Below are 12616 nucleotides of genomic sequence, written 5' to 3'. Positions count from 1 at the left end.
TCCAAGGGGGGTGTTCAGATGTGCAGTATTCACGACCTGGCAGCGCGGCGCTGCCGACAATTGCCAGCAACAGAGGTCGACAAGCCCTCAGTACCGTCCATCCAAGCAGTGTCAGGAATCATCATGCGAGCTCAGGGCCAGCCGTATCGCCAGCAAGCCGGATTCACCCTTGTCGAGTTGATGATTGCTGTGGCCATCGTTGGCATCCTTACCGCCGTTGCGTTGCCAAGCTACCGAGACTATGTCCGACGTGGGCAATTGCCTGAAGGCGTGGCTGCGTTGGCGGATTTCCGGATCAAGCTTGAGCAGTACTACCAGGACAACCGCAAGTACGGCACGACAACCTGTGCGGATGGCACCAATGCCCCGGCCTGGGGCAGCTTCAGTGCTACCAGCTATTTCACCTACAGCTGTACCCTCAGCAGTTCCGGTCAGGGCTATTTGTTGACAGCAACAGGCGCCAAGGGGCAGGCCAGTGGGCACATTTACACGCTGGATCACAACAACAGCAAGGCCACGACAGAGTTCAAGGGTGCGACTTCGAGCAAGACCTGCTGGCTGTTGAGGGGTGACGAATGCTAGGCATCCCGGTATCAGTGCATCGGCAGCGAGGTCTGACGCTGATCGAACTCGTGGTTGTGCTGGCCATCTTTGGTTTTGCGCTTGCCGCCGCGATGCCCAGCGTCAGCCAGTGGATGCGCAATCTGTCGGTGCGCAACACGGCGGAGTCGATGCGTGCCGCAGTCGAGCGTGCCCGACTTGAAGCACTGCGTCGCAACACGTCGATGGGTTTCTGGCTGGTCGAGGACTCGACCAGCAAGGTGCTCACCGGTAAATGCACGCAGTCAGTTTCCGGTCCATCGTGGGTGGTCAGCGTCAATAGCCCGGAGGGGGCCTGCGATGTTGCCCCTTCATCGGTCAACGAGCCCAAGATCGTGGATTCTTGGTCGCCCAGCAACAGTGGCGGAGCAGTGACCGTGGCGGGCACCGATGCCGATGGCAATGCCGTCGACAACGTCGTGTTCAACAGCCTTGGCCAGGCGCAGGCGGGCGGCCTGGCAACGATAGACATCAGTGACAGCACGAGCGGCAGCACCGCATTGCGCGTGATGATCGGTGCCGGTGGTTCGATCCGGCTGTGCATGCCCAGCGCCGCTGTTGGCGATGCACGCCGTTGCTAAGGGGCGCAAATTGAAGCAACTGCCGATCGTCAGCCGACGGAGCCGGAAAAGCCAGCAAGGCATCGCCTTGCTGGAGGCCCTGGTTGGTATCCTGATATTTGCCTTTGGTGTGCTCGGCCTGGTTGGCCTTCAGGCTTCGATGACTCGAGCGCAGTCCAGCGCCAAGGTGCGAGCCGACGCGGCCAATCTGGCCAGTGAATTGGTCGGCATCATGTGGTCCGATGCCGCAGCGAATCTGGCGAGCTACGGTGGGAATGCATGCGCCAGCTATGCACGCTGCAAGGACTGGCAGGACAAGGTCGTTCGCGAGTTACCTGGCGGTAGTTCCAGGGTCACCATAGTCGATGCCACGACCGGTGAGGTCGCTATCCATATTGGCTGGAGTGTGCCCAACGAGGGCGCCCACCAATATGACACCTCAGCTTGGGTGCAGCCATGAAGTCAGTGAATCACACTCATCGCAGACCCCTTCAGACTGGCTTCTCGCTGGTAGAAGTCTCGGTCGGCTTGCTGATCGGTTTGCTCTGCACGCTGGTAATCGCAACCGTACTGAGCTCAGCCGAGGGGCAGCGGCGGGGCACGACACAGGGAAGTGACGCGCAAGTCAGCGGTAGCCTTGCCCTGTACTCAATCCAGCGCGAGCTGCTGATGGCCGGCTATGGATTCGCCAGCGAAGCGCCGGCGCTGGGCTGCTCGTTGCAAGCGTCCTTTGGCGGCGTGGCAGCCGCGCAAATGCCGGCCGTGCTGGCGCCGGTGCTGATCACTCAAGGCGCCGCCGGTGCCAGTGACCAACTTCGGGTGATATCGAGCTCCAAGTTCATCGACCCCCGTCCGGCCACCCTGTCGACCGTGGGTTACACCATCCCGTCGCGCATCATCGGTCCGCACTACGACCCCAACGCGGTCGGAGGCGTGCAACCCAAGACCAGCTACAACGTGTTTTCGTCAATCAGCATCCGTCAGGGTGACTTGATGGTGGCCGTGATCGGTGCAAATCAGCCCTGCGGCATGTTCCAGGTCACCGGCGTGCCTGGTGCGCAGGTGGTTCCGCGAGCTGACGATCAGGCGGGCTGGAACGCCGCCAAGCATCCGGCGCAGGCAACAGTTGACGGGGCCTTCCTCGTCAATCTCGGGCGCATGGTTGACATCATCTATTCGGTGGATGCGAACCGGCGCCTGTTGGCCGCGGCGCTTGACACCAGCAATCTGAGCCGCAACAGCGTCGAGTTGCAGGGCAATATCGTCATGTTCAAGGCGATGTATGGACGCTCGGCGGCAGGCAACGGTGTCGTTGATACCTACGACTACACGACCCCCAGCAACAACGCCGAATGGCAGAACGTGCTGGCCGTTCGCATCGCCGTCTTGGCGCGCAGCAGCCAGTTTGAAAAGGATGAGGTCACGCCAGCCGTACCGCAATGGGATGTAGGGACGACCGGAACGGTAGCGGACGCGGCCACATGCGGCGCGAGCAAGTGTGTCGCCATGGACATATCGAGTCAGAGCGACTGGAAACACTATCGCTACAAGCTCTTTGACACCATCGTTCCGTTGCGCAATCAACGTTGGAAGTCCTGATCATGCTCAACACCCGACGCAATGCCAGTTCGGCGCAGTCCGGCATGGCGCTGATCTTTGCGCTGCTGGCGCTGGTGGCCCTGACCATGGGCGCCGTGGCCTTGATTCGCTCCGTTGACGCCGGCGTGCTGGCGCTGGGCAATCTGAGCTACAAGCAGGGCGGGGTGTCGGCCAGTGCGAAAGGCGCTGAGGCTGCGGTGAGCTGGCTGCGGGCCAATCTCGCGGGCACCGTCCTTGATGCCGACGTGGTCGCCCAGGGGTACTACGCGGCCAGCCGCGACGACTTAGACGTGACCGGTCGAACCTTGGGTTCAGCCAATGTGATGGCACAAGTGGACTGGGCGGGTGACAACTGCGCGGGCACAGCCGGCGCTGCTGGGGCGCCAGTCTGCATTGCGCCGAGTCCGGCGGTGACAGTTGGCGACACGTCGGTTCGCTACGTCATCACCCGGCTTTGCACGGCGGTCGGTACCACTGCGGCCGGCAATAACTGCGCGGTTCCTGTGCTCAGTGCGAATGCGCAAGGCGCCGGGCGAGGTAGCCTGAACACCACGAACTACATGCGATTCGGCGGCGCCACCTACAGCGCTTACTACCGCATCGTCACCCGCAGTCTCGGTCCACGTGGCACTGTCGCATTTACCGAGACGCTGGTTCATTTCTGATTTGGCGGCTGTGTGCTGCAGTCAAGTCACTGGAGGTCCTATGAAAACCAAGCTCATTGCTTCGATATGTCGCTCCACGCAGCTTCTGCTGGCTTTGGGCGGACTGTCGCTTGCCATTGCTGTGCAAGCGGCTGTCACTGATATCGCGACTGCACCGCTGTTGTCCGCAACGGCCACACCGGTCAAGCCCAATGTGCTTTTCATTCTCGACGACTCCGGGAGCATGGCTTCGGACTATCTGCCTGAAGAGGCGGGTTTCAGCTCCAGCAAGTACGGGCGGAAGGCCGCGCAATGCAATGGTCTGGCTTTCGATCCGAGTCAGGCCTATCCCAAGCCTGTGGATGGCAGTGGGACGGCGTTTGCTGATGCGTCTTGGACGAATCTGATGAATGCTTACCTCTACACGGCAAGCAATTCCGATCGCTACGTCAGCTTCGTCTCCCCAACGACCAATACGCCAGTCACCAGCGGCTCGATCACGATGACCGTCAGTGGGAAGAAGCCGAGTGGTAAATGGTATCCAGTCGGATCAGAGGTGGCTGTCTACGACGCTGACCATCCAACGCGATGGATGTTGGGAACCGTGACCAGCTGGGATACCAGCGATCAAAACGGGGGCACGCTGACCGTAGCCGTCGTTGCTGCCTCAACGACGAGCTTGAACTTGGATAAGCCCGCGGTTGGCGTCAACTATCCGCCAGTTTGGTATTTCAGCTATTCGGGCAGCCAGTCCAAGCTCGGCTACACGTTTGATAGTGCGGGTAGCGTTCAGACGGGCACGACCTTTTATGGTGAGTGCAACAGTCTTATTGGGTCGACACCTGGTTCCGGCGTGTTTACCCGCCAGTTCTTGACGCTGAACGACAGCAATCTGCAGAAGTTTGCCAACTGGTCAGCGTATTACTCGACACGGATGAAGATGATGCAGACCGTCGTCAGCCTGGCCTTCAAGGATATCGACAGCAAGTTCCGCGTCGGCTACGACACCATCCTCAACTACTCGATGGCTGAGTCCAGCGGAAACAACAACTTTCTCCACATTCGCGACTTTGGCAGCACACAGAAAACCAACTTTTATACGATGCTGCACGGTCCGAAGAACTCGGGCTGGACGCCGTTGCGAGGCGCGCTTTCCAATGCGGGGCGGTATTTCGCCAACAAGGCGCCCGGTCAGGATCTCGATCCGTTGCAGTACTCGTGCCAGAAGAATTTCACCATTTTGGCCACTGATGGCGCGTGGAACACCAATTCGGAAACGACGACCTATGGGCCATTCATGCTGGACGGCACGACCACGGTGGGTCAGCAAGATGGCAGCGCAGCCTTGGGCATGAAGGACGCGAGTGCTGCCAACGGCACCGGCGGGTCGTCGGACTCCTTGGCCGACGTGGCCATGTATTTCTACAACACCGATTTGCGGACCACAGCGCTGAACAATTGCACGCTGTCTGATGGCACGGACGTCTGCGCCAATAACGTGGCGCCCTTGGGGAAAGACACGGCCACCTGGCAGCACATGACGACGTACACGATGAGTCTGGGCCAAAGCGGCACCATCAAGTACGACCCGAACTATGAGACGACACCGTCTGGTGACTTCCTCAGTCTGACGCAAGGCAACAAGCAGTGGCCCAATCCGTCCGACGGCGCCAACGCGGCCAATGTTGATGATCTGTGGCACGCCGCTGTCAACGGGCGTGGCAAGTTCTTCAATGCGGCTGATCCCAGTGCCGTTTCGTCAGGATTGAACGCGGCACTGACGCAGATTGCGCAGTTGACCGGCTCAGGCTCCGCCGCGGCGTTGAGCACCTTGCAACCGGTGGCCGGCAACAACAGTGTGTATATCGCTCGCTACACATCATCGATATGGACGGGTGACCTGCGCGCCTACCTGCTGAATCTGAGCACAGGAGCGCCATTGGTGCTGGATGGTGCTGGCAACGATATCGCCACCTGGAGTGCGGCGGCACGGCTCAAGCTGAACAATGCGCGCAAGATCTATTACTACAAGGCTGGCACGGGATTGCGTGACTTCACCTATGCCAATCTCACGGCCGACAGCATGACGGGCTATGTGGACAACCGCTGCAGCGCAATGTCACATTGCGCTTCGCTGGGATCGACTGACCAGGCGACCGCGAACTCCGGATCAGAACTGGTGAGCTATTTGCGTGGGACGGAGAAGACTGTCTATCGAGCTCGCACGGAAATGCTCGGTGATATGGTGGGCTCGTCGCCGGTTTTTGTCAGCGCGCCGCCGCTGTCGTATAGCGATAGCGGTTATGCGAGCTACAAGACCAACCAGCGTTCACGCAAGGCGATGGTCTATGTCGGCGCCAACGACGGCATGCTGCACGCTTTTGATGCTCAGACGGGCGACGAAGTTTGGGCCTTCATTCCGAGCATGGTGCTTGGCAACCTCTACAAGCTCGCTGACCGCGGCTATTCGTCCGCCCACCAGTTCTATGTTGACGCCACGCCGGTAGCGGCCGATGTCTATGACGGCACGAACTGGCGCACGATTCTTGTCGGCGGTCTCGGTGCTGGAGGAAAGGGCTATTACGCGCTTGACATCACCGACCCGGAACATCCAGCGGCACTCTGGGAATTTACAAACACCAATTTGGGGCTCAGCTTTGCCCAGCCTGTGATCACCAAGCGCAGCAACGGCACCTGGGTGGTGGCGCTGAGCTCGGGCTATAACAATGTGGGCGATGGCCTTGGGCATCTGTTCCTCTTGAATGCGGTCACCGGCTCCTTGCTGCTCGACCTGTCCACTTCGGCAGGCAGTGCTGCAACACCGGCAGGACTCGGTCCCCTGAACGCCTGGGTCATTGCGGACACAAATAACCGCGCCGAGCGTTTCTACGCCGGCGACACCCTGGGCAACCTCTGGCGCTTTGACACGGAGGCAACCAGCCCTACCGTCGTGCAACTCGCACAACTCAAGGTCGGGACCAAGGTTCAGCCCATCACCACGGCGCCGCAGCTGGCCGAGGTGGACTACCGCGGCTACAAGGCGCCGGTTGTCTTTGTGGGCACCGGCAAGATGTTGGGCCTGTCCGACATGACAAATGCTGATCAGCAGAGCATTTATGCAATCAAGGACAATTTGAGCGCTACCGGACTTGGTGATGTGCGTGCCGGTTCAACACTGGTTGAGCAGACCCTGGTGACGACGGGATCGGTCCGCACGGCAAGTGCGAATCCAGTTGACTGGACCTTGAAGAACGGCTGGTTTGTCGACCTGCCAGACAGCCGCGAACGCATCAACGTGGATATGTCGCTGCAGTTCAACACCTTGGTCGCGGCATCCAATATTCCGCAAAGTGTCGCTTCGTGCACACCAGGGGGCGGGTCTTCATGGCTGTACTACCTCGATATTGCCAATGGATCGAACACCGGGTCCAACGTCGGGGTGCACTATGCAAACTCCCTGATCACCGGGATCACAATCGAAGCACTGCACACAGGCAATGGCGTGATCGTCAACTTCTTCGGCCAGCCGCCTCAGGCGCAACCGGTACCCAAGCCACCGGTGCCTAGCAGCAGCACCAAGCGTGCCTCATGGCGGGAATTGGTCGACCGCTAGGCTATGTCGGTGGCAGGGCCTGGTGGGTCTGCCTGCTGCTGGCCAGCGGCCTGCATCTTGGGCTGCTTGCGGGGAAGGCTGCGCCGGCGCCGCCGGGCAAGCGGCCGACGACGGCCGTGCAACTGCGACAGCCGGCCAGCGACGCAGCAACGAAAGCGCCGCGTGTGAGGATGGGCAGGCTGGCGCCGCCGAGCGCTGGGGAGGCATCTGAACGCCGTGTGGAAGCCGTGGCTGCCGGGCAGCCTGTTCTCACGGCATTGCCGGCGCTTGAACTGGCCAGCCTGGCGAGCGTGGCCGACCCATGGCTCGACTACTTGCCCCGCCCCCTGCTGAGCCGTGCTCCGCAGGCGTTGGCACCGGTCATGCTCGAGTGGCCGGATGTGACCGTTGACAAGGACCAGTACCAAGCCGTGTTGGCACTCTACATCGATGAGTCGGGCCTGGTACGCGATGCCAAGCTTGACGATGGCGAGCTTCCGGCCGCACTGCTAGAGGTGGCCCGTCAAGCCTTTCTGGCCACGCGTTTCGCGCCGGGTGAGTGGGGCGGGCAGGCGGTGAAGTCGAGGGTGCTTGTCGAGTTGAGCTACGAACAGGATCCAGCAACCCGGGTGGCCGCGCGAGGCGTCAACGGGGCGGGGCAGCGGTAGCGGCCCGCTGGAGCCTAGAGTGGCCGCTCAACAGGGGCCTTGGCCATGCCCTTCAACACCCGCTTGGTGTTTCCCCTATGATGTGCCCTTTCGACTTCGGGCCCCTGGCCCGTTCGCTCCAGGCACATGGCCCCCTATTCCTCGATTCTTCCGGTCGATGACGCGCCGCTGATCGAACTGCGCGATGTCAGCTGCGGCTATGGCGACCGCATCATCCTGGAGCATGTCAATCTGCGCGTCGATCGCGGCAGCCTGCTGGCCTTGATCGGCACCTCCGGCGGCGGCAAAACCACGGTGCTGCGCCTGATCAGCGGGCAGATCAAGCCGCTGAGTGGCCAGGTCTTTTTCGACGGTCAGGATCTGGCCCAGATGGACCGTGAGCAGCTCTATGCCGTGCGTCGGCGCATGGGCATGCTGTTCCAGTTCGGCGCGCTGTTTACCGATCTGTCGGTGTTTGAGAACGTCGCCTTCCCGCTGCGCGAGCACACCAAGCTGCCCGAGGCCATGCTGCGCGACCTGGTGCTGATGAAGCTCAATGCGGTGGGCCTGCGCGGTTCTCGCGATCTGATGCCCAGCGAGGTGTCCGGCGGTATGGCGCGCCGCGTGGCGCTGGCCCGCGCGATTGCACTGGACCCCGACCTGGTGCTGTATGACGAGCCCTTTGCCGGGCTGGATCCGATTTCTCTGGGCGTCGCCGCGCGGCTGATCCGTGATTTGAACGATGCGCTGGGCCTGACCAGCATCATCGTCTCGCACGATCTGCACGAGACCTTTCAGATTGCCGACCAGGTGGCTATGGTGGCCAACGGCCGGGTGGTCGCTCAGGGGACGCCGCAGCAGCTGCGCGACAGCGAAGATCCGCTGGTGCGCCAGTTCGTGCGCGCCGAGGCCGATGGGCCCGTGCGTTTCCACCAGCCAGCCAAGTCGGTGCAGGCGGATTTCGGCCTGCCCGAACAAGAAGGAATTGCGCCATGATGCGCCTGCCCATTCACATCGGGCGCAGCCTGCGGGCTCAACTGGCCGATATCGGCGCGGCCTCGCGGCTGTTTCTGCGTCTGCTGCTGAGTTCGCCGCGGGCGCTGCTGCGCTTCTCGCTGGTGCGGGAGCAGATCTACCTGTTGGGCAACCGCTCACTGTCCATCATTGGCGTGTCAGGCCTCTTCGTCGGCTTTGTGCTCGCGCTTCAGGGCTATTACACGTTGCAACGCTATGGCTCGGCCGAGGCGGTTGGTCTGTTGGTGGCGCTGAGCCTAGTGCGCGAACTCGGGCCGGTGGTCTCGGCGCTGCTATTCGCTGGCCGCGCCGGCACTTCGCTGACGGCAGAAATCGGTCTGATGAAGGCCGGCGAGCAGCTGACGGCGATGGAGATGATGGCGGTCGACCCGATCACTCGGGTGCTGGCGCCACGCTTCTGGGGCGGACTGATTGCCATGCCCTTGTTGGCTGCGGTCTTTTCTGCGGTGGGCGTGCTCGGCGGCTGGCTGGTGGCCGTGGTGCTGATCGGCATCGATGGCGGTGCCTTCTGGTCGCAGATGCAGGGCGGCGTGGACGTGTTTGCCGACGTCGGCAATGGCGTCATCAAGAGCCTCGTGTTTGGCCTGACGGTCAGCTTTGTCGCGCTGCTGCAAGGCTATGCCTGCAAGCCGACGCCCGAGGGCGTTTCTTATGCGACCACCCGCACCGTGGTGGTCTCGTCGCTGGCGGTTCTGGCACTGGACTTTGTGCTGACCGCGATGATGTTTTCGATTTGAGGGGAAAAGGCGATGCAAGCCTCGAAACATGATGCCTGGGTGGGGTTGTTCGTGCTCTTGGGTGGCGCGGCCTTGCTGTTCCTGGCGCTCAAGGCTGGCAATCTGCTGAGCCTGAACTTTGACGAGACCTACACGGTCAGCGCCAAATTCGACAATATCGGTGGTTTGAAGGCGCGTGCGGCGGTGAAGAGCGCCGGTGTGGTGATCGGCCGCGTCGAGTCCATCAAATTCGACGACAAGAGTTTCCAGGCCCGTGTCGTGATGAAGCTCAATCAGGGCGTGCAGTTTCCCAAGGACAGCTCGGCCAAGATCCTGACCGCCGGTCTGCTCGGCGAGCAGTACATCGGCCTGGAGCCCGGCGCCGATGAGAAGAACCTCGTTGCCGGCGATACCATCAAGCAGACCCAGTCCGCCGTGGTGCTGGAAAATCTGATCGGCCAGTTTCTCTACAACAAGGCGGGCGAGTCGGGCTCGACCGGCGGAGAGAAGAAATGAGCTGGGTTGCCGCGTGCCGAGGTGTGCTACGCCTGAGCGCGATCTTCGCGCTGGTCTTGAGCGTGACCGCCTGTGCCTCGCTGCGTGGCCCGGGGGCCGCGGGCCAGAAGCTCGACCCTTGGGAGAATTGGAACCGCAAGGTCTTCTCCTTCAATGAGTCGATCGACAAGCATTTGCTCAAGCCGGTCGCCACTGCCTACAGCGAGATCGTCCCGGCGCCGGCGCGGCTGGCAGCCGACAATTTCTTCAGCAATGTGGGCGATGCCTGGTCGGCGATCAATCTGGTACTGCAGGGGCGCTTCAAGCTGGCCGTGCAGCAGACCATGCGCTTTGCGGTCAATTCGACGCTCGGCTTTGCCGGGCTGATCGACATCGCCTCCGAGGCCGGTCTGGAGCGCAACACCGAGGACCTGGGCAAGACCTTTGGCCGCTGGGGTTTTGGCACCGGTGCCTACATCGTCTGGCCGCTGTTCGGCCCCTCGTCGGTGCGCGATTCGCTGGCCCTGCCTTGGGATCGGGCCGCCACGCCGGCGCTGCTGTTCCGTGAGGGGCAGAGCAAGGTGGCGATCTACAGCCTGCAGACCATCAACGCCCGCGCCAACTTCCTGCGTGCCGGCGAGATGCTCGAGGGCATTGCGCTGGACAAATACACCTTCATCCGCGACGCCTATCTGCAGCGCCGCGGCAGCTTTGCCGACGACGAGGAATACGAAGTCGTCACTTCGCCGGTACCCGGCGATGGCAAGCCCTGACCCGCGATGCATGTGCACCGCGGTAGCCCCGGCAACGTTGAGCTCGGGACTTGCCGCTCCAGTGCAAGCCTGTTTGAAAGAATAGAGGAACCTTCAATGATGATCGAGACCAAACGCAGCCTGCTGGCCGTTTTCTTTGGCGGCGTGCTGGCCCTGTCGTTGCCGATGGCAGCGCGTGCCGCCAACCCGGCCACGGCCGATGGCCTGATCCGCCAGCTGTCGGTGGAGACCATCGAGACGGTCAAGGCCGACAAGGAGATCCAGTCCGGCGACGTGGCCAAGGTGATCGCCCTGGTCGACAACAAGGTGATGCCGCATGTGAACTTCAAGCGCATGACGGCCTCGGCGGTTGGCCGCTTCTGGCGCCAGGCCACGCCGGAGCAGCAGCAACGCCTGCAGGACGAATTCAAGACGCTGCTGGTGCGCACCTATGCTGGCGCGCTGACGCAGGTGAAGGACCAGACCATTGCACTGAAGCCGCTGCGCGCCAGCGCCGAGGACACCGAGGTCACCGTGAAGACCGAGATCCGCGGCAAGGGCGACCCGATCCAACTCGACTACAAGCTGGAAAAGACGGCCGAGGGCTGGAAGATCTACGACGTCAGCGTGCTGGGCATCTGGCTGGCCGACCAGTACAAGAACAGCTTTGCCCAGGAGATCGGCGCCAATGGCATCGACGGTCTGGTCAAGGCACTGGCCGAGCGCAACAAGAAAGCGGCCCAGGGCGGCAAGTCCTGAGCGGCACGGGGTGATCAGCATGTTGAAGCTGCCTGCACGCATCCGTCTGCATGAGGCGCCGCAGCTGTGGGCGCAGCTGGAATCGGCCTTGAAGGTCGAGGCGGCGCAGGTCGGCAATGCCGCCGGTACCTTGGTGCAGCTCAATGCGGGCGAGCTGAGCGAGTTCGATTCCTCGGCGCTGACACTGTTGCTCAGCGCCTCGCGCTTGTGTGCTGCGCAGGGCTTGAGCCTTGCCGTGCGGGAGGTGCCACTGAAGCTGCAGGAACTGGCGCGCGTCTACGGCGTTGACGAGCTGCTGTGGCCGGCCGCCGGAGCCGGCCAGGCCTGAAGCGGCTGGCGCGGCCAGCGCCTCAGCTGGCGTAGCGTTTGCTGCGCAGGTTGCGCTTGATCTCCTGCAGCATCGGGCGCAGTTTCTGGCCCAGGCGGAGTGCCACACCGGTGGTCAGGATGTCCACCGCCGTCAGGTGCAAGAGCCGTGACACCATGGGGCTGTAGCGGTCGTAATCCTCAGGATGATCGACCGCCAGCAAGACCTGCCCAGGCGCCTGGCCCAGCTGCGCCAGCGGTGAGCCGCTGGCGGTGATGATGATGGTCGTGGCACCCTTCTTACGCGCGATCTCGGCCGCGTCGAGCAGATCGCGGCTGCGACCGGAATTGCTGATGACGACGGCGCAGTCGCCCGGCCCCAGCATGGTGGCGCTCATCAGCTGCACATGGCCATCGCTGCAGGCAATGGTGTTGACCCCCAGGCGGAAGAACTTGTGCTGCGCGTCCTGGGCGACGATGCCGGAGTTGCCGACGCCGTAGAACTCGATCCGTTTGCCGTTGGCGCCGGCCTCGGTGAGCGCGGCAATCGCGCGCTCGAACGCATGGCTGGCTGCGTCATTGCGGTAGTGCAGCAGCGCAGCCACGGCGTTATCGACGACCTTGACGATCAGATCGCCTGGCTTGTCATCCTCATCCACCGCGCGGTGCACAAAGGGCACGCCCTCGTTGACGCTGCCGGCCAGTTTCAGCTTGAAGTCGGCCAGGCCGTCATAGCCGACGCTGCGGCAGAAGCGCACCACGGTGGGCTTGCTGACATGGGCGCGGTCAGCCAGTTCGCTGACCGGCAGGCTGGCAAACGCGCGGGCGTCGATCAGCAGCAGCTTGGCCACTCTTTGCTCGGCCGGCGGCAGCGCCGGCAACGCTGCCTTGACGCGTTCCAGAATGCTCAT

General features: G+C 62.3%; 14 protein-coding genes. 13 read left to right on the top strand and 1 reads right to left on the bottom strand.

Annotation, left to right across the window (positions count from 1 at the left end; all coding sequences use genetic code 11):
* Positions 1-123 precede the first annotated feature (123 nt).
* From RQP53_RS22855 to RQP53_RS22795, 13 genes are all read left to right on the top strand, one after another.
* Positions 124-582, top strand: a complete 459-nt coding sequence (locus RQP53_RS22855) for a type IV pilin protein (RefSeq protein WP_315653029.1) — start codon at positions 124-126, stop codon at positions 580-582.
* A complete protein-coding gene (locus tag RQP53_RS22850) occupies positions 576-1181 on the top strand; it encodes a GspH/FimT family pseudopilin (RefSeq protein WP_315653028.1) in 606 nt (201 codons plus the stop codon). The genes RQP53_RS22855 and RQP53_RS22850 overlap by 7 nt, the downstream gene beginning before the upstream one ends.
* A gap of 10 nt (positions 1182-1191) precedes the next feature.
* Positions 1192-1620, top strand: a complete 429-nt coding sequence (locus tag RQP53_RS22845) for a type IV pilus modification PilV family protein (RefSeq protein WP_315653027.1) — start codon at positions 1192-1194, stop codon at positions 1618-1620.
* Entirely contained in the window at positions 1617-2759 is a 1143-nt protein-coding gene (locus RQP53_RS22840; protein ID WP_315653026.1) for a PilW family protein, read from the top strand. The genes RQP53_RS22845 and RQP53_RS22840 overlap by 4 nt, the downstream gene beginning before the upstream one ends.
* A gap of 44 nt (positions 2760-2803) precedes the next feature.
* Positions 2804-3424, top strand: a complete 621-nt coding sequence (locus tag RQP53_RS22835) for a hypothetical protein (RefSeq protein WP_315653025.1) — start codon at positions 2804-2806, stop codon at positions 3422-3424.
* Between the two features lie 40 nt (positions 3425-3464).
* Positions 3465-7016, top strand: coding sequence for a pilus assembly protein (locus RQP53_RS22830; protein ID WP_315653024.1), 3552 nt, complete (start codon positions 3465-3467; stop codon positions 7014-7016).
* 227 nt (positions 7017-7243) lie between these two features.
* Complete coding sequence (locus RQP53_RS22825) at positions 7244-7663, top strand: hypothetical protein (RefSeq protein WP_315653023.1); 420 nt, start codon at positions 7244-7246, stop codon at positions 7661-7663.
* 126 nt (positions 7664-7789) lie between these two features.
* Positions 7790-8638: an ABC transporter ATP-binding protein gene (locus tag RQP53_RS22820; protein ID WP_315653022.1), complete on the top strand. Its 849-nt coding sequence runs from the start codon at positions 7790-7792 to the stop codon at positions 8636-8638.
* A complete protein-coding gene (gene mlaE / locus RQP53_RS22815) occupies positions 8638-9414 on the top strand; it encodes a lipid asymmetry maintenance ABC transporter permease subunit MlaE (RefSeq protein WP_434064142.1) in 777 nt (258 codons plus the stop codon). Before RQP53_RS22820 ends, mlaE begins: the two co-directional genes overlap by 1 nt.
* Positions 9415-9426: 12 nt before the next feature.
* On the top strand, positions 9427-9909 hold the full coding sequence (mlaD, locus tag RQP53_RS22810; protein ID WP_315653020.1) for an outer membrane lipid asymmetry maintenance protein MlaD: 483 nt from the start codon (positions 9427-9429) through the stop codon (positions 9907-9909).
* On the top strand, positions 9906-10661 hold the full coding sequence (locus RQP53_RS22805) for an MlaA family lipoprotein (RefSeq protein WP_315653019.1): 756 nt from the start codon (positions 9906-9908) through the stop codon (positions 10659-10661). The genes mlaD and RQP53_RS22805 overlap by 4 nt, the downstream gene beginning before the upstream one ends.
* 99 nt (positions 10662-10760) lie before the next feature.
* Positions 10761-11399 (top strand): MlaC/ttg2D family ABC transporter substrate-binding protein, encoded by a 639-nt coding sequence (locus tag RQP53_RS22800; RefSeq protein ID WP_315653018.1) that lies wholly within the window; start codon positions 10761-10763, stop codon positions 11397-11399.
* A complete protein-coding gene (locus tag RQP53_RS22795; RefSeq protein ID WP_491572053.1) occupies positions 11329-11727 on the top strand; it encodes an STAS domain-containing protein in 399 nt (132 codons plus the stop codon). The genes RQP53_RS22800 and RQP53_RS22795 overlap by 71 nt, the downstream gene beginning before the upstream one ends.
* A gap of 22 nt (positions 11728-11749) precedes the next feature.
* On the opposite strand, the gene RQP53_RS22790 is transcribed toward RQP53_RS22795, so the two are convergent.
* Positions 11750-12610, bottom strand: a complete 861-nt coding sequence (locus RQP53_RS22790; RefSeq protein WP_315653120.1) for a MurR/RpiR family transcriptional regulator — start codon at positions 12608-12610, stop codon at positions 11750-11752.
* Between the last annotated feature and the right edge of the window lie 6 nt (positions 12611-12616).

This window comes from Roseateles aquae (assembly GCF_032337115.1).
Classification (GTDB): Bacteria; Pseudomonadota; Gammaproteobacteria; order Burkholderiales; family Burkholderiaceae_C; genus Roseateles_C; species Roseateles_C aquae.
The sequence above is the reverse complement of the archived record's forward strand: the minus strand, read 5'-3'. Positions and strand labels throughout refer to the sequence as shown.